Source organism: Stenotrophomonas sp. YJH_SMC_32 (genome assembly GCF_059369975.1).
The window spans coordinates 1-18625 of sequence record NZ_JCAFTE010000011.1 but is presented as its reverse complement, the minus strand read 5'-3'; the positions used below and the strand labels follow the sequence as shown (position 1 = coordinate 18625).

At 67.4% G+C, this 18625-nt stretch carries 17 protein-coding genes; 14 read left to right on the top strand and 3 right to left on the bottom strand.

What is annotated here, in order from left to right:
• Positions 1 to 23: 23 nt before the first annotated feature.
• From AC5P7S_RS13540 to AC5P7S_RS13525, 4 genes are all read left to right on the top strand, one after another.
• Positions 24 to 2873 (top strand): M16 family metallopeptidase, encoded by a 2850-nt coding sequence (locus tag AC5P7S_RS13540; RefSeq protein WP_095378414.1) that lies wholly within the window; start codon positions 24 to 26, stop codon positions 2871 to 2873.
• 227 nt (positions 2874 to 3100) lie between these two features.
• A complete protein-coding gene (locus tag AC5P7S_RS13535) occupies positions 3101 to 3418 on the top strand; it encodes a DUF4156 domain-containing protein (protein WP_095378413.1) in 318 nt (105 codons plus the stop codon).
• A 102-nt stretch (positions 3419 to 3520) separates the two neighbouring features.
• Entirely contained in the window at positions 3521 to 4537 is a 1017-nt protein-coding gene (locus AC5P7S_RS13530) for a 3-oxoacyl-ACP synthase III (RefSeq protein ID WP_005420782.1), read from the top strand.
• 140 nt (positions 4538 to 4677) lie between these two features.
• The gene (locus tag AC5P7S_RS13525; protein WP_095378412.1) at positions 4678 to 5568 is read left to right on the top strand and encodes an alpha/beta fold hydrolase; all 891 of its coding nucleotides are present in this window, start codon (positions 4678 to 4680) and stop codon (positions 5566 to 5568) included.
• Positions 5569 to 5644: 76 nt separating this feature from the next.
• Here AC5P7S_RS13525 and AC5P7S_RS13520 read toward each other — a convergent pair whose 3' ends face one another.
• Positions 5645 to 6076: a YkgJ family cysteine cluster protein gene (locus AC5P7S_RS13520; protein ID WP_005407630.1), complete on the bottom strand. Its 432-nt coding sequence runs from the start codon at positions 6074 to 6076 to the stop codon at positions 5645 to 5647.
• Between the two features lie 104 nt (positions 6077 to 6180).
• On the opposite strand from AC5P7S_RS13520, the gene oleC reads away from it, so the two are divergent.
• From oleC to AC5P7S_RS13505, 3 genes are all read left to right on the top strand, one after another.
• The gene (gene oleC / locus AC5P7S_RS13515; protein WP_005420778.1) at positions 6181 to 7839 is read left to right on the top strand and encodes an olefin beta-lactone synthetase; all 1659 of its coding nucleotides are present in this window, start codon (positions 6181 to 6183) and stop codon (positions 7837 to 7839) included.
• Positions 7836 to 8828, top strand: a complete 993-nt coding sequence (gene oleD / locus AC5P7S_RS13510) for a 2-alkyl-3-oxoalkanoate reductase (RefSeq protein WP_095378411.1) — start codon at positions 7836 to 7838, stop codon at positions 8826 to 8828. Before oleC ends, oleD begins: the two co-directional genes overlap by 4 nt.
• 81 nt (positions 8829 to 8909) lie before the next feature.
• Entirely contained in the window at positions 8910 to 9065 is a 156-nt protein-coding gene (locus tag AC5P7S_RS13505) for a DUF1328 domain-containing protein (RefSeq protein WP_005407633.1), read from the top strand.
• 76 nt (positions 9066 to 9141) lie between these two features.
• On the opposite strand, the gene ddlA is transcribed toward AC5P7S_RS13505, so the two are convergent.
• Positions 9142 to 10236 carry a D-alanine--D-alanine ligase gene (gene ddlA / locus AC5P7S_RS13500; RefSeq protein ID WP_095378448.1) on the bottom strand — a complete coding sequence of 365 codons (1095 nt, stop codon included), beginning with the start codon at positions 10234 to 10236 and terminating at the stop codon, positions 9142 to 9144.
• A 417-nt stretch (positions 10237 to 10653) separates the two neighbouring features.
• On the opposite strand from ddlA, the gene AC5P7S_RS13495 reads away from it, so the two are divergent.
• The 4 genes from AC5P7S_RS13495 to AC5P7S_RS13480 all read left to right on the top strand — a co-directional run bounded on the left by AC5P7S_RS13495 (position 10654) and on the right by AC5P7S_RS13480 (position 14354).
• On the top strand, positions 10654 to 11289 hold the full coding sequence (locus AC5P7S_RS13495; protein ID WP_095378410.1) for a ubiquinone biosynthesis accessory factor UbiJ: 636 nt from the start codon (positions 10654 to 10656) through the stop codon (positions 11287 to 11289).
• Positions 11286 to 12941: a ubiquinone biosynthesis regulatory protein kinase UbiB gene (gene ubiB / locus AC5P7S_RS13490; RefSeq protein WP_005420771.1), complete on the top strand. Its 1656-nt coding sequence runs from the start codon at positions 11286 to 11288 to the stop codon at positions 12939 to 12941. Before AC5P7S_RS13495 ends, ubiB begins: the two co-directional genes overlap by 4 nt.
• Before the next feature lie 32 nt (positions 12942 to 12973).
• Complete coding sequence (locus AC5P7S_RS13485) at positions 12974 to 13525, top strand: O-methyltransferase (RefSeq protein WP_170944945.1); 552 nt, start codon at positions 12974 to 12976, stop codon at positions 13523 to 13525.
• An 85-nt stretch (positions 13526 to 13610) separates the two neighbouring features.
• The gene (locus AC5P7S_RS13480; protein ID WP_005420759.1) at positions 13611 to 14354 is read left to right on the top strand and encodes a pseudouridine synthase; all 744 of its coding nucleotides are present in this window, start codon (positions 13611 to 13613) and stop codon (positions 14352 to 14354) included.
• A gap of 75 nt (positions 14355 to 14429) precedes the next feature.
• On the opposite strand, the gene AC5P7S_RS13475 is transcribed toward AC5P7S_RS13480, so the two are convergent.
• Complete coding sequence (locus AC5P7S_RS13475) at positions 14430 to 14984, bottom strand: DUF2059 domain-containing protein (protein WP_428993469.1); 555 nt, start codon at positions 14982 to 14984, stop codon at positions 14430 to 14432.
• Between the two features lie 113 nt (positions 14985 to 15097).
• Between AC5P7S_RS13475 and arfB the strand changes: the two genes are divergently transcribed.
• The 3 genes from arfB (at position 15098) to dcp (ending at position 18403) form a co-directional block, all read left to right on the top strand.
• Complete coding sequence (gene arfB / locus AC5P7S_RS13470) at positions 15098 to 15529, top strand: alternative ribosome rescue aminoacyl-tRNA hydrolase ArfB (protein WP_005420755.1); 432 nt, start codon at positions 15098 to 15100, stop codon at positions 15527 to 15529.
• 4 nt (positions 15530 to 15533) lie between these two features.
• The gene (locus AC5P7S_RS13465; protein ID WP_049405171.1) at positions 15534 to 16136 is read left to right on the top strand and encodes a lysophospholipid acyltransferase family protein; all 603 of its coding nucleotides are present in this window, start codon (positions 15534 to 15536) and stop codon (positions 16134 to 16136) included.
• A 110-nt stretch (positions 16137 to 16246) separates the two neighbouring features.
• A complete protein-coding gene (gene dcp, locus AC5P7S_RS13460) occupies positions 16247 to 18403 on the top strand; it encodes a peptidyl-dipeptidase Dcp (RefSeq protein WP_049405170.1) in 2157 nt (718 codons plus the stop codon).
• The last annotated feature ends 222 nt before the right edge of the window (positions 18404 to 18625 follow it).

Sequence of the window (18625 nt, the reverse complement as noted above, 5' to 3'; positions counted from 1 at the left end):
CCTTCGTGACCAAGGATCCGGATATGTCTCTCGCCCTTCGCCCGCGCGCTGCACTGCTGGCCGTCGCCCTCAGCACCGCCCTGGGCACGCTCGCGCCCACCCATGCGCTCGCCGCCAAGCCGGCGGCACCGGCCAAGGTCGATATCCCGTACGAGCAGTTCACCCTGCCCAACGGCCTGCGCGTGATCGTGCATACCGATCGCAAGGCGCCGATCGTTGCGGTCAACGTCTGGTACCACGTGGGCAGCAAGGACGAGCCGGCTGGCCGTACCGGCTTTGCGCACCTGTTCGAACACCTGATGTTCCAGGGCAGCGAAAACCACGACGGCGAATTCTTCGAACCGTTCAAGCAGGTGGGTGCCACCAACCAGAACGGCACCACCAACACCGATCGCACCAACTATTTCGAAAACGTGCCGACCACCGCGCTGGACATGGCGCTGTGGATGGAATCGGACCGCATGGGCCATCTGGTCGGTGCGATCGACCAGGCCGCGCTGGACGAGCAGCGTGGCGTGGTGCAGAACGAGAAGCGCCAGGGCGAGAACCAGCCCTACGGCCAGGCCTGGGACCAGCTCAACAAGGCGCTGTACCCGGTGGGCCACCCGTACCACCACGGCGTGATCGGGTCGATGAACGATCTGAACGCGGCGTCCCTGGATGACGTGAAGACCTGGTTCCGCACCTGGTACGGCCCGAACAATGCGGTGCTGGTGCTGGCCGGCGACATCGACCTGGCCACCGCCAAGGAAAAGGTCGCCAGGTACTTCGGCAGCATCCCGGCCGGCCCGACCATGGCGCAGCCGGCGGTGAACGTGGCCAAGCGTAGTGCCGACACGCGCGAGACGATGACCGACAAGGTGCCGCAGGCGCGCATCTACCGCGCCTGGAACGTGCCGCAAGTCGGCACCACCGAGGTCGATCAGCTGCAGTTGTTCGCGCAGGTGCTCGGCGGTGCGAAGTCTTCGCGCCTGAGCCAGCGCCTGCAGCACCAGGACAAGCTGGTGGACAGCATCGCGTCGGGCCTGTCGACCTCGCAGTTGGGCTCGAACTTCGTGATCATGGCGACGGTCAAGCAGGGCCAGGACCCGGCCAAGGTCGAGAAGATCATCGACGAGGAACTGGACCGGCTGATCAAGCAGGGCCCGACCGCGGCCGAACTGGAGCGCGCCAAGACCGGTGCACGCGCCGGTTTCATCCGCGGCATCGAGCGCATCGGTGGCTTCGGCGGCAAGGCCGACGCACTGGCCGAGTGCGCGGTGTTCACCGGCGACCCGGGTTGCTTCCGCACCTCGCTGGCCAACATCGAGAAGGCCAGTGCTGCTGATCTGAGCCGGCTGGGCGCGCAGTGGCTGGACAAGGGCAGTCACACCCTGGTGATCGCACCGGGTGAGCGCGTGGCGCTGAAGGAAGACCCGAGCCAGGCGCCGAAGCCGTTCACCGTGCCGGCAGTGGACCCCAAGTACAGCACCCTGCCGGAGCAGGTCGACCGCAAGGCGGGCGTGCCGCAGACCCGCGAGTTCCCGCAGCTGAAGTTCCCGGCGTTGCAGCGCGCCACGCTGAAGAACGGCACCCAGGTGATCCTGGCCGAACGCCATGAAATTCCGGTGGTGCAGTTCAGCTACCAGTTCCCGGGCGGCTTCAGCGCCGACCAGGGCCGCAAGCCGGGCACCGCCAACTTCACCATGAGCCTGATGACCGAAGGCGCCGGCAAGCTCGGCTCGCTGGCCTTCGCCGATGCCGCGGATGCGCTGGGCGCCAGCCTGGATGCTTCGGCCGGCCTGGATTCGATGAGCGTGGACCTGTCGGCGCTGAAGGAAAACCTGGCACCGTCGCTGGCGCTGTACCGCGACCTGCTGCGCGAGCCGCGCTTCGAGCAGGGCGAGATCGACCGGGTCAAGGCGAGCTGGATCGCTGGCATCCAGCAGGAGAAGGTGAACCCGGGTGCGGTGGCGATGCGCGTGCTGCCCCCGCTGCTGTATGGCAAGGGCCACCCATATGCCATTCCGTTTACCGGTAGCGGTGACGAGGCGGCGATCAACGGCCTGACCCGCGAGGACCTGGTCGACTTCCACCACGACTGGCTGCGCCCGCAGAACGGCACCCTGATCGTGGTCGGCGACACCACCCTGGCCGAGATCGTGCCGCTGCTGGACAAGCAGCTGGGCGACTGGAAGGCCAGTGGCGAGGCCCCGCAGGTGAAGGCGACCACCGACGTTGCGCTGCCGAAGGGCCCGCGCGTGTTCCTGATCGACCAGCCGGGCGCGGTACAGGCCAACCTGTTTGCCGGCCAGGTGGTGGCACCTTCCAGCGCCACCAGCTCGACCCGCTTCGACATCGCCAACGGCGTGATCGGCGGCGACTTCACCTCGCGCCTGAACATGAACCTGCGTGAGGACAAGCACTGGTCGTACGGTGCGCGCAGCAGCGCGGTCAATTCGGTGGGCCAGCGCCCGTGGATGGCCAGCGCGCCGGTGCAGATCGACAAGACCGGCCCGGCATTGGCGGAAATGCGCAAGGAAATCGCCGCGTTCGCCGATGGCAGCAAGCCGGCCACCGCTGCCGAGGTCAACCGCATCCGCAACATCCAGACCCTGAGCCTGCCCGGTGCCTACGAGACCGCCAGTGCGGTGGCGTCGACCATCGGTTCGATCGTGCAGTTCAAGCGCCCGGACGACTACGTGCTGCGGCGCAAGGCCGAGATCGAAGCGATGACCCCGGCGCAGGTGCAGCAGGCCGCCGCCGAGATCAAGCCGCAGGCCCTGACCTGGGTGGTGGTGGGTGACCTCAAGCAGACCGAAGCGGCCGTGCGCGCGCTGAACCTGGGCGAGGTGACGGTGATCGACGCCGAAGGCAACCCGGTCAAGAAATAAGGCAAGACCCGGCCCGCCATGTGGCGGGCCGGCTCCCCCCGGGTAGTGCCGGCCGCTGGCCGGCAACTCCGTGACCCGAAGGCTGGGTCAGAGCCCCCTGCGGGGGATCCGACCCCTCTGCCGATCTGGGGTCGGATCCCCCGCAGGGGGCTCTGACCCCGGCCCCGGCTACCCCCGATTCAGGCTGTTCAGGCAGAATCCCCCCCATACCCTTCCAGGATCTGCCCATGCGCGTTCTGCTGCTTTCCTCCCTGCTGCTCACCGTCACCGCCTGTACCTGGGTGCCGATCGAACCGGCCGGCAAGGCAACCCGCGTGCTGCCGGCAGGGCCGGTGCCGGCCGGCTGCATCGCCAAGGGCGAGGTGGTGGTCACCGTGAAGAGCAAGGTCGGCTTCTACAACCGCAACCCCCTGCGGGTGCAGGAAGAGCTGGAAACCCTGGCCCGCAACGAGGCCCCGACCGCCGGCGCCAATGCCGTCCAGGCCGCTGCGGCCCCCGCCGATGGCAGCCAGCGCTTCGCCGCGTTCCAGTGCCCGCCGCGCTGAACGCTTCACCATACGGCCGAGGCTGAATTCGTAAAGATGCGGTGAAAGCGCGGGGGTTATAGAATAGCGCCCCCTTTTGCCTGAGCCTTGGCGCTAACCTCGATGCTCTTCAAGAATGTCTCGATCGCCGGCCTGGCACACGTCGACGCACCGCATACGCTGACGACCAAGGAAATCAACGAACGCCTGCAGCCGACGTTGGATCGCCTGGGTATCCGTACCGATGTGCTCGGCGACATCGCCGGCATCCACGCCCGCCGCCTGTGGGACAACGGCGTGCTGGCGTCGGACGCCGCCACCATGGCCGGCCGCAAGGCACTGGAAGACGCGGGCATCACCGCGACCCAGGTCGGCCTGCTGGTCAACACCTCGGTCAGCCGCGACTACCTGGAGCCGTCCACGGCCTCGATCGTGTCGGGCAACCTCGGTGTCAGCGACGAATGCATGACCTTCGACGTCGCCAACGCCTGCCTGGCCTTCATCAACGGCATGGACATCGCGGCGCGCATGATCGAGCGCGGTGATATCGACTACGCGCTGGTGGTGGACGGCGAGACCGCCAATCTGGTGTACGAGAAGACCCTGGAGCGCATGACCGCCCCGGACGTCACCGCCGATGACTTCCGCAACGAGCTGGCCGCGCTGACCACCGGGTCGGGCGCCGCCGCGATGGTGATGGCGCGCGCGGAGCTGGTGCCGGACGCGCCGCGCTACAAGGGCGGCGTGACCCGCTCGGCCACCGAGTGGAACCAGCTGTGCCTGGGCAACCTGGACCGCATGGTCACCGACACCCGCCTGTTGCTGATCGAAGGCATCAAGCTGGCGCAGAAGACCTTCAGCGCCGCCAAGATCGCACTCGGCTGGGCCGTGGAAGAGCTCGACCAGTTCGTGATCCACCAGGTCAGCCAGCCGCACACCGCCGCGTTCATTAAGAACTTCGGCATCGACCCGAAGAAGGTCATGACCATCTTCGGCGAGCACGGCAACATCGGCCCGGCCTCGGTGCCGATCGTGCTGAGCAAGCTCAAGCAGCTGGGCAAGCTGAAGAAGGGCGATCGCATCGCGCTTCTGGGTATTGGCTCGGGCCTGAACTGCTCGATGGCTGAAGTGGTCTGGTAAGCAGCCCGTTGCCCGACCTCCTGTAGAGCCGAGCCATGCTCGGCTCACGCGCGCAGCGCGGCTCTTCCGCAGCGGACCGGAGAGCAGCCGAGCAACGGCTCGGCTCTACATTGCGCCGCGACTCTCCTTAGGTGCTCCGCATGCGCGATCTTCCCGGTTACCCCGCCCACCCGCAGCGCTTCGAGGTCCGCCCCGGCCTGTCGATGAACTATCTCGACGAGGGCCCGCGCGATGGCGAGGTGGTGGTGATGGTGCACGGCAACCCGTCGTGGAGCTACTACTGGCGCACGCTGGTGGCCGGCCTGTCGGACACCTACCGCTGCATCGTGCCGGACCACATCGGCATGGGCCTGTCGGACAAGCCGGACGACAGCCGCTATGAGTACACGCTGCAGTCGCGCGTGGACGATCTTGATGCGCTGCTGAAGCACCTGGGCATCACCGGCCCGGTGACCCTGGCCGTGCACGACTGGGGCGGCATGATCGGGTTCGGCTGGGCGCTGTCGCACCACGAGCAGGTGAAGCGCCTGGTGGTGCTCAACACCGCTGCCTTCCCGATGCCGGCGGCAAAGAAGATGCCGTGGCAGATCGCACTGGGTCGCCACTGGAAGATCGGTGAGTGGATCATCCGCAGTTTCAACGCGTTCTCGTCCGGTGCCTCTTGGCTTGGGGTGGAGCGCAGGATGCCGGCCGATGTGCGCCGCGCCTACGTGTCGCCGTACAACAGCTGGGCCAACCGCATCAGCACCATCCGCTTCATGCAGGACATCCCGCTGTCGCCGGCCGACAAGGCCTGGTCGCTGCTGGAACGCGCCGGCAAGGCGCTGCCGTCGTTCGCCGACCGTCCCGCCTTCCTCGGCTGGGGCCTGCGCGACTTCGTGTTCGACCATCATTTCCTGAAGGGCTTCCAGGCCGCGCTGCCGCAGGCCCAGGTGCATGCCTTCGAGGACGCCGGCCACTATGTGCTGGAAGACAAGCACGAAGTGCTGGTACCGGAGATCCGCGCGTTCCTGGACGCCAACCCGATCTGAGCGGTGTGCCGACCAACGGTCGGCACCCACAAGTGGAAGGTATGGGTGGGTGCCGACCGTTGGTCGGCACACCGGATTATGCGGCGACCGGTGCCTGCGGCGGCGAGGACGGGCTGTTGCCGTTGTCGTCCGGATGATCGTCGTCATTGTCGGCGTCATCGCGCCAACGCCAGTCGGCCGGCGTCAGCGGATCCAGGCCATAGGCAATGCGCGCCTTGTCGCACTGCGGGCTGGCCTTGCCGTATTCCCACGATGCATCCACCTCACGGCACACGCTGGGCCGGTTGGGGTGGATCGTGCAGCGTGAATACACGCCGATCTGCGCATCCAGCGCGACGCAGCGCACCGGCTTGGAATGGGTGCCGCGCATGCACAGGCGATGCGGGTCCAGCACCTCGGTAAGCTGGTGCGGCACGCCGCCGGGGGTGACCTCGTCCGATTCCATCCAGTGGAAGGCCACGCGGTACTGGGTGCAGCAGGCGCCGCAGGTCATGCAGGGATGTTGCATGGGCAAGCCGCCTCGGGCGGCAGTCGGAATCGGGAACGAGGGTGCGGATTTTCCACGAAGTGGGCCGCCGCGCAAGAAATTCCGTAAGCGGCGACAATGAACGGATGAACCGACCCTGCAACATTGCGGCCCGTTTGCCTGAACTGGCGCGTGAACGCCCCGACCAGATCGCCATCCGCTGCCCGGGCCGCCGCGGCGCCGGCAACGGCATGGCCGCCTACGATGTCACCCTCGATTACCGTCAGCTGGACGCCCGCAGTGATGCCATGGCCGCCGGCCTGGCCGGCTACGGGATCGGCCGTGGCGTGCGCACGGTGGTGATGGTGCGGCCTTCTCCGGAGTTCTTCCTGCTGATGTTCGCGCTGTTCAAGCTGGGCGCAGTGCCGGTGCTGGTCGATCCGGGCATCGACCGGCGCGCGCTGAAGCAGTGCCTGGACGAGGCGCAGCCGCAGGCCTTCATCGGCATTCCGCTGGCGCATGTGGCGCGGCTGGTGCTGCGCTGGGCGCCGTCGGCCACCCGGCTGGTGACGGTCGGCCGCCGCCTCGGCTGGGGCGGTACCAGCCTGGCCGCGCTGGAACGTGCCGGTGCCAAGGGGGGGGCCATGCTGGCCGATACCGATGGCGAGGACATGGCGGCGATCCTGTTCACCAGCGGCTCCACCGGCGTGCCCAAGGGCGTGGTCTACCGCCACCGCCACTTCGTCGGCCAGATCCAGTTGCTGGGCAGTGCCTTCGGCATGGAAGCGGGTGGGGTGGACCTGCCGACCTTCCCACCGTTCGCGCTGTTCGACCCGGCGCTGGGGCTGACCTCGGTGATCCCGGACATGGACCCGACGCGGCCGGCGCAGGCCGACCCGGGACGCCTGCACGATGCCATCCAGCGCTTCGGCGTAACCCAGCTGTTCGGCTCGCCAGCGCTGATGCGGGTGCTGGCCCGGCACGGGCGGCCACTGCCGACGGTGACCCGGGTGACCTCGGCCGGGGCACCGGTGCCGCCGGACGTGGTCGCCACCATCCGCAGCCTGCTGCCGGCCGATGCGCAGTTCTGGACCCCCTATGGCGCCACCGAGTGCCTGCCGGTGGCGGTGGTCGAAGGCCGCGAACTGGAGCGCACCCGCGCGGCGACCGAGGCCGGTGCCGGCACCTGCGTGGGCAACGTGGTGGCCCCCAACGAGGTGCGCATCATCGCCATCGACGACGCACCGTTGGCCGACTGGTCGCAGGCACGTGTGCTGGCCACCGGCGAGGTGGGCGAGATCACCGTGGCCGGGCCGACCGCCACCGACAGTTACTTCAACCGCCCGCAGGCCACCGCCGCCGCGAAGATCCGCGAGACGCTGGCCGATGGCAGCACCCGCGTGGTGCATCGCATGGGTGACGTTGGTTATTTCGATGTGCAGGGCCGCCTGTGGTTCTGCGGGCGCAAGACGCAGCGCGTGGAAACCGCGCGCGGGCCGCTGTACACCGAGCAGGTCGAGCCGATGTTCAACACCGTGGCCGGCGTGGCGCGCACTGCGCTGGTTGGCGTGGGTGCCGCCGGTGCGCAGGTGCCGGTGCTGTGCGTGGAACTGCAGCGTGGCCGGTCCGACAGCCCGGCACTGCAGGAAGCGCTGCGTGCCAAGGCCGCCGCATGCCTGGCCGGAGCCGGGCTGGAGCACTTCCTGGTACACCCTTCGTTCCCCGTCGATATCCGTCATAACGCCAAGATCGGCCGCGAGAAGCTCGCCGTCTGGGCCAGCGCCGAACTGGAGAAGCGCGCATGAAGATCCTGGTCACCGGTGGCGGTGGTTTCCTTGGGCAGGCGCTGTGCCGCGGGCTGGTCGAGCGTGGCCACCAGGTGCTGGCGTTCAACCGCAGTCATTACCCGGAACTGCAAGCGATGGGCGTGGGCCAGATCCGCGGTGATCTGGCCGATGCGCAGGCGGTGCTGCATGCGGTGGCCGGCGTCGATGCGGTGTTCCACAACGGCGCCAAGGCCGGCGCATGGGGCAGCTATGACAGCTACCACCAGGCCAACGTGGTCGGCACCGACAACGTCCTCGCGGCCTGCCGCGCGCATGGCATCAACCGGCTGGTCTACACCTCCACGCCCAGCGTGACCCATCGTGCCACGCACCCGGTGGAAGGCCTCGGGGCTGACGAGGTGCCGTACGGCGAAGATTTCCAGGCGCCGTATGCGGCTACCAAGGCAATCGCCGAACAGCGCGTGCTGGCCGCCAACGATGCGTCGCTGGCGACGGTGGCACTGCGCCCGCGCCTGATCTGGGGCCCGGGCGACCAGCAGCTGGTGCCGAGGCTGGCCGAGCGTGCGCGGCAGGGCCGCCTGCGCCTGGTGGGGGATGGCAACAACAGGGTGGACACCACCTACATCGACAACGCCGCACTCGCGCACTTCCTCGCCTTCGAGGCACTGGCGCCGGGCGCTGCGTGTGCGGGCAAGGCCTACTTCATCTCCAATGGCGAGCCGCTGCCGATGCGCGAGCTGGTCAACAAGCTGCTGGCCGCTGTTGGCGCGCCGACGGTGGACAAGGCGATCAGCTTCAAGACCGCGTACCGTGTTGGCGCCATCTGCGAGCGGCTGTGGCCGCTGCTGCGCCTGCGTGGCGAGCCGCCGCTGACCCGCTTCCTGGCCGAGCAGTTGTGCACGCCGCACTGGTACAGCATGGAACCGGCGCGCCGTGACTTCGGCTACGTGCCGCAGGTCAGCATCGAAGAGGGGCTGCGCAGGCTGAGGGCTTCATCTGCTGCATAGATCGCCGTCACTGGTTGCACACCGCAGGATCGGGAGGATGGACCCACGCCATCCAAGGCTCGACCACCCGCGAGGAGCGCCATGCTGCACTACGCCATCATCTTCTTTGTCATCGCCATCATCGCCGCTGTTCTGGGTTTCTCCGGAATCGCCGGCGCCGCAACCAACATCGCCTGGATCCTGTTCGTGGTGTTCCTGATCCTTGCGGTGATCTCGATGTTCCGCAAGCGCGGCTAGCCGGTAGTGCCGGCCGCTGGCCGGCATCGCTTTCCGCAGAGTCGAGCTATGCTCGACTCTGCGGGCGATCACGACGTTACACAGCGCTCTGCAGCCCGCGATCGGCCTCATGGCGCTCCAGCGCCAGCTCGATCAGGCGGGTGATCAGCGTGGTGTAGTCCACGCCGCTGGCACCCCACAGCTTCGGGTACATGCTGATGCGGGTGAAGCCCGGCAGCGTGTTGACCTCGTTGATGATGATGTCGCCGCCCGCAGTGAGGAACACATCCACGCGCGCCATGCCGGCACACTCCAGCGCCTGGTAGGCCCGCAGCGCGATCTGCTGGATGCGTGCCTGGATTGCAGCATCGATATCCGCGGGTACCACCACTTCGGCACCATCGGCGTTGATGTACTTGGTGTCGTAGGCGTAGAACTCGTCGTGCACCACCACCTCGCCGCACAGGCTGGCCTGCGGATGTTCGTTGCCCAGCACCGCGCACTCGATCTCGCGGCCGATCACCGCCGATTCCACCAGCACCTTGTGGTCGTAGCGCAGCGCCAATGCCAGCGCTTCGGCAAAGCCCGCCGCATCCTTGACCTTGCTCACGCCTACCGACGAGCCTTGGTTGGCCGGCTTCACGAACAGCGGCAGGCCAAGCTGGGCAATCACCGCATCGACATCCACTTCCGCCACCTGGTGGCGGCGGATGCACAGCCACGGCGCCACCTGCAGCCCGGCGTCGCGCAGCAGGCGCTTGGTCACGTCCTTGTCCATCGCCACTGCCGAGCCCAGTACCGGCGAACCGACGAAGGGCAGGTTCGCCATGCGCAGCAGGCCCTGCAGCGCACCGTCCTCGCCCAGAGGCCCGTGCACGATCGGCAGCACCACATCGATCTGGCCCAGCACGCTGGCCGCATCGGAGGGCTGCAGCTGTGCCTGCTCGGCACCGGGAAGGACCGCCAGCGACTGGCCGGAGCGATGCAGCGCGATGCGTGCCGGATCATCGGCATTGAGCAGGAAGGTCGCAGGCTCGCTCAGATGCCACTGGCCCTGCTTGTCGATGCCGACCAGCACCGGCTCGAAGCGCTCGCGATCAAGCGCATCGAGGATGTTCTTCGCCGACTGCAGTGAAACTTCGTGCTCGGAAGACTTGCCCCCGAAGATGATGCCGACCCGGGTCCGTGCCATGGGGAATGCGATGTCCTGTGCGTTGCGTGGCCCCATAGCATGAACCTTCATCGGCCCACCGCGTGAGGCACAGATGAACCAGAAATCCATCCACGCATGGCGTGGATCTACCGTCCTCATGGCCCATCAACAGGGGTCGGAGCCCGTTGCGCAACAACGGGATCCGACCCCACGGACGACAGGAAACTGTCGAAGGCGGGATGGGTCCGGTTGCGGGGGTGTCCGCGGCATGGATGCCGCGGCCAAGCCCCCACGGACGGGTTTACGGCGTCCCCCGCAACCGGACCCATCCCGCCAACCCACGGAATGCATGCTGTTGCTGTTGGTGTTGAGGTTGCCGGCCAGCGGCCGGCACTACCGCGGGTGCCGGGCGGCAGCCCGGCCCAAGCCCCCCACCCACGCAGGTAGAATGCGCCCATGGCTCTTTCCCTGCTCAAGTCCCTCAAGCCGGTCGCTGGCCGCGCCCTGCAGATCTCCCTGAACCGCGCGCTGGCGCTGGATCCGGATACCCGCCATGCCCTGGCCAGCCTCGATGGCCGGCACATCGACCTGACCCTGGAAGCGCCGTCGCTGGCGATGCGCATCAGCGTCGACGGCGACCAGCTGCGGGTCGGCCCGGTGGATGCGCAGGAAGCCGACCTGGCCGTGCGCAGCAGCCTGGCCGGCGTGCTGGCGCAGCTGCCGCTGCTGGCCAACGCACGGCGCGGCGAGTCCAACAACAAGGGCCGTGTACGCGTGGCCGGTGACGCCGAACTGGCGCGGCGCCTGCAGCAGCTGGCCAAGGGCTTCGACCCGGACTGGCAGCAGCCGTTCGTCAGCGTATTCGGCGAGGTACTGGGCGTGCAGGTCGCCAACACCCTGCGCAGCGCCCTGCAGCACGCGCGCCAGGGGGCGATCGACCTGGCCCAAAGCGCCGCCGAATTCATCACCGAGGAATCGCGCGACGTGGTGCCGCGCGCCGAACTGGATGCCTTCCATGATGATGTGGACGTGCTGCGCGATGACGTCGAGCGTCTTGGCGCGCGCGTGCAGCGCCTGCGGGGTGCCGCATGAAGGCCGTGCTGCGGGCGAGCCGCATCGGCCGGGTGATCCTGCGTTACCGCCTTGACGACCTGCTGCAGGGCACGCCGGCCGAGCGTTGGCTGCGCCTGGCCAAGCCGTTCGTGCCGCGTGCCTCGGCCGACATCGCCGCACAGTCGCGCGGTGCGCGCCTGCGCCTGGCGCTGCAGGATCTCGGCCCGATCTTCGTCAAGTTCGGCCAGATCCTCTCCACACGCCGCGACCTGGTGCCGCCGGATGTGGCCAATGAGCTGACCCTGCTGCAGGACCGGGTCAAGCCGTTCGACGGTGACACTGCGCGCCGCATTGTCGAGGAAGCGCTTGGCCTGCCGGTCAGCGAGGCGTTCGCCAGCTTCGATACCGAACCACTGGCCTCGGCTTCGATCGCGCAGGTGCATGCGGCCACGCTGGCCGATGGTCGCCAGGTGGTGGTCAAGGTACTGCGCCCCGGCATCGAGAAGCAGATCGATGCCGACATCGCCCTGCTCAACTCGCTGGCCGCGCTGGTCGAGCGTACCCATCCGCGTGCCGACAAGATCCGACCGCGCGAAGTGGTGGCCGAAGTCGAGAACACCCTCGCCGCCGAGCTGGACCTGCAGCGCGAAGGCGCCAATGCCAGCGTGCTGCGCCGCTTCTGGGAGAACAGCGACGACCTGTACGTGCCGGAAGTGATCTGGAGCCATACCGCCGAGCGCGCGCTGACCCTGGAGCGCGTGTGGGGCATTCCGTCCGACGACATCGCCGCGCTCGACAAGGCGGGCATCGACCGCAAGGCACTGGCCGCCAAGGGCGTGCGGGTCTTCTACACCCAGGTGTTCCGCGACAACTTCTTCCATGCCGATGCGCACGCCGGCAACATCTGGGTCGACACCGATCCGGGCCGCCGCGCCAACCCGCGCTTCATCGCGCTGGACTTCGGCATCATGGGCCAGCTGTCGCAGGAGGATCAGTACTACCTGGCTGAGAACTTCATGGCCATCTTCAACCGCGATTACCGCCGCATCGCCGAACTGCACGTGCAGGCGCGGTGGATGCCCGATCACGTACGCATCGATGATCTGGAAGCGGCCGTGCGTTCGGTGTGCGAGCCGTACTTCACCCGCCCGCTGTCGCAGATCTCGCTGGCCGAAGTGCTGATGAAGCTGTTCCGCGTGGCGCAGCGCTACCAGCTGACCCTGCAGCCGCAGCTGATCCTGCTGCAGAAGACCCTGCTGAACATCGAAGGTGTTGGCCGCCAGCTGGATCCGCAGATCGATATCTGGGCGGTGGCCAAGCCGGTGCTGGCGAAGATCCTGCGCGAGCGCTACAGCCCACGCCGGGTGGTGCGCGAGATCGGCAAGCGATTGCCGGAAATCATGACCCACGCGCCGGACATGCCGCGCCTGGTACACGCTTGGCTGACCCAGCAGGTGGAGGGGCGCCACGAGCTGGCGATGCGCTCGCGCGATCTGGTTGCGCTGGATGCCAGCGTGCAGCGCCTGCAGAGGCGCGCGGTCGGCGCGATCACCGGCGTCGGCCTGCTGGCCATCGCCGCGCTGATGTACGTGCTGCAGCCACCGGGCTGGTACTGGGGCGACCTGCCGATGTGGAGCTGGGTGTCTGGTGCCGTCGGCGCGGCGGCGCTGGCGCGCGCGTGGTGGAGATAGACCCGGTGCTGCAGACGCTGAAGAACGAACTGATGCACTTCGGTGCTGAAAACGACGCGCATGAAACCGAGCGCGCTCGGCGCATGCTCAACATCACGCCGGACACCGGTGAATTCCTGTCGGTACTGGTGCGTTTCGGCACCGCGCGCCGGGTGCTGGAAATCGGCACCTCCAATGGCTACTCCACGCTGTGGCTGGCCGAAGCCGCCGCCGCCATCGACGGCCACGTGACCACGCTGGAATTCGCCGAGGACAAGGTGGCGATGGCGCGATCCACGTTCGCGCGCAGCGGGTTGGCCGCGCACATCACGCTGGTGCATGGCGATGCCGGGCAGTGGTTGGCAGAGGCCGGCGAAGGCTGCATCGACCTGTTGTTCCTGGATTCGGACCGCGGGCAGTACGCCGGCTGGTGGCCGCAACTGCGCCGCGTGCTGCGGCCAGGGGGCCTGCTGGTAGTGGACAACGCCACCTCGCACGCGGAAGAGATGGAGCCCTTGTGCCTGCTGCTGGATGCCGATCCGGACTTCAGCACCAGCGTGGTGCCGGTGGGCAACGGCGAACTGCTGGCCGTGCGCAACGCCTGATTGCCACGCCACAGACCCGGGGTCAGATCCCTTTTCCCGTGGAAAAGGGATCTGACCCCATACAGGGCACCCTTATAATCCTGCGGTGAGTACCGAACCTGACACCCTCGCCGCGGTCGAGACTGAAACCGCGCCCCTGCAGCTGCTCCACCTGGATGAGCGCCTGGCCGTGGTCAACAAGCCTGCCGGGCTGATGGTCCACGACAGCAAGCTGGCCCGTGGCGAAGATGATTTCCTGGCCGACCGCCTGCGTGAGCAGCTGGGGCGGCCGATCTTCCTCGTGCACCGCCTGGACCGGGCCACCAGTGGCTGCCTGCTCCTGGCCTTTGACCGCGAAACCGCCAGTTCGCTGGGCAAGGCACTGATGGGTGGCGAAGTGGCCAAGGACTACCTGACAGTCTGCCGAGGCTGGCCGGCCGAGCTGTCCTGGCGGGTGGACCATGATCTGGACGGTGGGCCGGGCAAGCCGGTGAAGAAGCCGGCGATCACCGATTTCCAGCGCCTGGCCACTGGCGAGCTGTCGGTGCCGGTGGGCGAATTCAGCAGCTCGCGCTACGCGCTGCTGCGCTGCCAGCCGCAGACCGGGCGCTTCCGGCAGATCCGCCGTCACCTCAAGCACCTGTCACATCACATGATCGGCGATACCAGCCACGGCGATGGGCGCCACAACCGCATCTTCCGCATGCAGGGCGTGCACCGCATGCTGCTGCACGCCGAGCGCCTGCGTTTTCCGCATCCGGAGGGCGGCAACGTGGATGTCAGTGCGCCGCTGGACCGCCAGTTCCAGAAGGCACTGGACCTGTTCGGCTGGCAGGTGGACGCAGTTTGACGGTAGTGCCGGCCGCTGGCCGGCAGCTGCGTGATTCCAGGTGTACTGGGGAGCCGGCCAGCGGCCGGCGCTACCTCATTCTCGTTTCTTTTCCGGCTCGTTGACGATCGCTTCCAGGTCTTTCTGCAGGTCCGCGAACAGCGGCTGCATGCGCGCCTGGATCGCCACCATCACGTTCTGCATCAGCGCCGGGGTCTTGTCCAGCAGGCTCTGGCCGGCCGCGCTCTCGTAGAACTCGGCCATTGCCAGCACGTCTTCCTTGCTGAAGGTCTTCTTGTACAGGTCCACGTACATGGGCCGCAGCTGTTGCCACGACATCGCCTGGCGCAGGGTCTGGCTGGTCCGGGCCTGGATCCGCTTCAGCTGTTCCTGCTGCTGGGGGGTGAGCTGGCGCTGCGCGGCCACCTGCTGGAACTGCTGCTGCTGCATGGCTTCGATCTGCGGCACCATGGTGTCGATCATGCTCTGCGCGCGCGAGGCCGACAGCAGGCGGTTGATGTCGCCGTCGGTCGGCGGGGCGGCCAGGGCCGGAACGCTGGCCACGGCCAGCGCCAGCAGCAGGGCGGCGCGGCGCAGCAGGGACGGCAGGGCGGGTGTGGAGCGGGTCATGCGGGGCTTCCTGCGGTACATGGGACCGCCAGCATACCCGCAGCCCAGGCGAAGGCGGCGTGTTCGGTGCCTGATCGGCGGCATACGGGGCGCGATGGCGTACTTCACCACGTGCCTGCCGCTACAATGCGCGGATGGGCAGTGGACCGGTCACCATCAGCGCGCAGCTTGAAATCCCCGACGGCGAGATCGTCGAGCGGTTCGTGCGCGCCAGTGGCGCCGGCGGCCAGAACGTCAACAAGGTGTCCACCGCGGTGGAACTGCGTTTCGACGTGGCCAACTCGCCCTCGTTGCCCGAACCGTTGCGCGCGCGCCTGCTGGCGCGGCGTGACCGGCGCATGACCGGCGAAGGCGTGCTGGTCATCGACGCGCAACGATTCCGCACCCAGGATCGCAATCGCGAGGATGCGCGCGAGCGGCTGGCGGCCTTCATCCAGGCCGGGCTGAGCGTGCCCAAACCGCGCAAGGCCACCAAGCCGACCCTCGGGTCGAAACTGCGTCGTCTGGACGCCAAACGCGGGCGCGCGCAGATCAAGCGCGGGCGCTCATCACGTGACTGGGAGTGATTGCTTGAACAACCCGACTTCGTTGCTGCCGGCCGTGCCGCCGCAGATGCCGCAGGTCAAACCCAACGCCTTCCTGCGCTGGCTGGCGCGCTGCACCCTGCGCATGGGCGGCTGGAAGGTGACCGGCACCCTGCCGGACATCCCCAGGCTGGTCTTCATCATCGCCCCGCATTCGTCCAACTGGGACGGGCTGTGGGGCATGGCGGCGAAGATCGCGCTGGGCATGAAGGTGAAGGTGCTGGGCAAGGCCTCGCTGTTCTGGTGGCCGCTGGGCCCGCTGCTGCACAAGCTGGGCGTGATCCCGCTCGATCGCAGCTCGCCGCAGGGCACCGTCGGCCAGGCCGTGGACCTGCTGCGCAACAACGAGAAGATGTGGTTCGCCATCACGCCCGAGGGCACCCGCAAGGCGGTGAAGGACTGGAAGGCCGGTTTCCTGAAGATCGCCCGGATGGCTGACGTGCCGATCTTGGCGGCGTATTTCCACTATCCGGAAAAGACCATCGGCATCGGTCCGCTGTTCACCCCGAGCGGCGACGATGTGGCCGACATGGCTGCCATCCGCGAGTTCTACCGGCCCTGGATCGGCAAGACCCGCGGCACGGTCTGAGCCGGTTGCAGGCCGCCGCATAGACGCCACGTCCGGCACATGCCGGGCGAGCGCGACAGGAGTAGGGTGGAGGGCTGGTATCCATACCGTCTGCCCAAGGAGCGTTTTACATGTCGCGTACCGTAGTCCTGGCCGCCGCCATCAGCCTGGCGCTGGCGGCCTGTTCCGGCAAGGAGTCCACCCCCGTGTCCGATGCCCAGAAGACCCCGGCCCAGCAGCCGGCCGAAGCCTCCACCAATCCGCTGCTGAGCGCGAGCACGCTGCCGTTCCAGGCACCGCCGTTCGACAAGATCAAGGACAGCGACTACCTGCCGGCGTTTGAAGAAGGCATGCGCCAGCACCTGGCCGACGTGCGCAGGATCGCCGACAGCAGCGAGCCGGCCACCTTCGACAACACCATCGTGGCGATGGAGCGCAGCGGCGAGACCCTGACCCGCGTGTCGCGCATCTTCTTCGGCCTGGTCCAGGCCGATACCAACGATGCGCGCCAGAAGATCCAGGAAGAAGTGGCGCCGAAGCTGGCCGCGCACCAGGACGAGATCAACCTCGATCCGAAGCTGTTCGCGCGCGTGAAGTCGCTGTACGACCAGCGTGACACGCTGGAACTGGACCCGGTGCAGAAGCGCCTGGTCGAGCACTACTACGACGGCCTGGTGCGCGCCGGTGCGCAGCTGTCCGACGCCGACAAGGCGAGCCTGCGCAAGCTCAACGTGGAAGAGACCACGCTCTCCACCCAGTTCCATACTCGCCTGGTGGCCGCCACCGCCGCTGCGGCCGTCGTCGTCGACGACAAGGCCAAGCTGGCCGGCCTGGACGAGGGCGCTATCAACAACGCTGCGGCCGCCGCCAAGGACCGCAAGCTGGATGGCAAATTCCTGCTGCCGCTGCAGAACACCACCCAGCAGCCGGTGCTCGGCTCGCTGAGCGATCGCGACCAGCGTGCCGCCGTTCTGAAGGCCTCTGAAACCCGCGCCGAGCGCGGTGATGCCAACGACACCCGGCAGACCGTGCAGCGCCTGGCCCAGCTGCGTGCGCAGAAGGCCAAGCTGCTCGGCTTCGACACCTTCGCCGACTATCAGCTGGGCGACCAGATGGCCAAGACTCCGGCTGCCGCGCTCAAGCTGCTGACCGACACCGTGCCGGCCGCCACCGCCAAGGCGCGCGCCGAGGCCGGTGAGATCCAGAAGGTCATCGACGCGCAGAAGGGCGGATTCCAGGTCGCCGCTTCGGACTGGGACTTCTACGCCGAGCAGGTGCGCAAGGCCAAGTACGATCTGGACGAGTCGCAGATCAAGCCGTACTTCGAACTGGACAACGTGCTGCAGAACGGCGTCTTCTACGCCGCCACCCAGCTGTACGGCATCACCTTCAAGCCGCGCACCGACATTCCGACCTACAACCCGGACATGAAGGTGTACGAAGTGTTCGACAAGGACGGCACCTCGCTGGCCCTGTTCTACACCGACTACTTCAAGCGTGACAGCAAGTCCGGCGGCGCCTGGATGGACGTGTTCGTCGAGCAGGACGGCCTGACCGGTGCCAAGCCGGTGGTCTACAACGTCTGCAACTTCACCAAGCCGGCCGCCGGCCAGCCGGCGCTGATCAGCTTCGACGACGTCACCACCATGTTCCATGAGTTCGGCCATGCGCTGCACGGCATGTTCTCGAACGTGAAGTACCCGTCGATCGCCGGCACCGCCACCTCGCGTGACTTCGTCGAGTTCCCGTCGCAGTTCAACGAGCACTGGGCACTGGACCCGAAGGTGTTCGCCAACTACGCCAAGCACTACAAGACCGGCGAGGCGATGCCGCAGGAACTGGTCGACAAGATTCTCAAGGCGCGCAGCTTCAACCAGGGCTATGCGACCACCGAATACCTGTCGGCCGCGCTGCTCGACCTGGCCTGGCACACGCAGAAGGCCGATGCACCGCTGCAGGATGTCGGCGCCTTTGAAGCCAGCGCGCTGAAGAAGTTCAAGGTCGACCTGCCGCAGGTGCCGCCGCGCTACCGCACCACCTACTTCGACCATATCTGGGGTGGTGGTTACTCGGCCGGTTACTACGCCTACTTCTGGGCCGAAGTGCTGGACCATGACGCCTACCAGTGGTTCACCGAACACGGTGGGCTGACGGCGGCCAACGGCCAGGAGTTCCGCGACAAGATCCTCTCGCGCGGCAACAGCGTGGAGCTGTCGACCCTGTACCGCGATTTCCGCGGCAAGGACCCGTCGGTGGAACCGCTGCTGAAGTTCCGCGGGCTGAAATAAGAAAGCGGAAACGGCGGGGGCAACCCCGCCGTTTTTCTTTGTGTAGAGCCGAGCCCATGCTCGGCTGGCTTTTTCTGGAGACGCAGCCGAGCATGGGCTCGGCTCTTGTGTCTCGGATGGTGCCCTGATCAGGCACAATTCCCCGGTGACCCGGGAGGCTCCGATGACGCTGCCTCGGCTCTTAAGCCTTTGAGCTTGCAAAGTAGATTCAGCGCGTCGGCG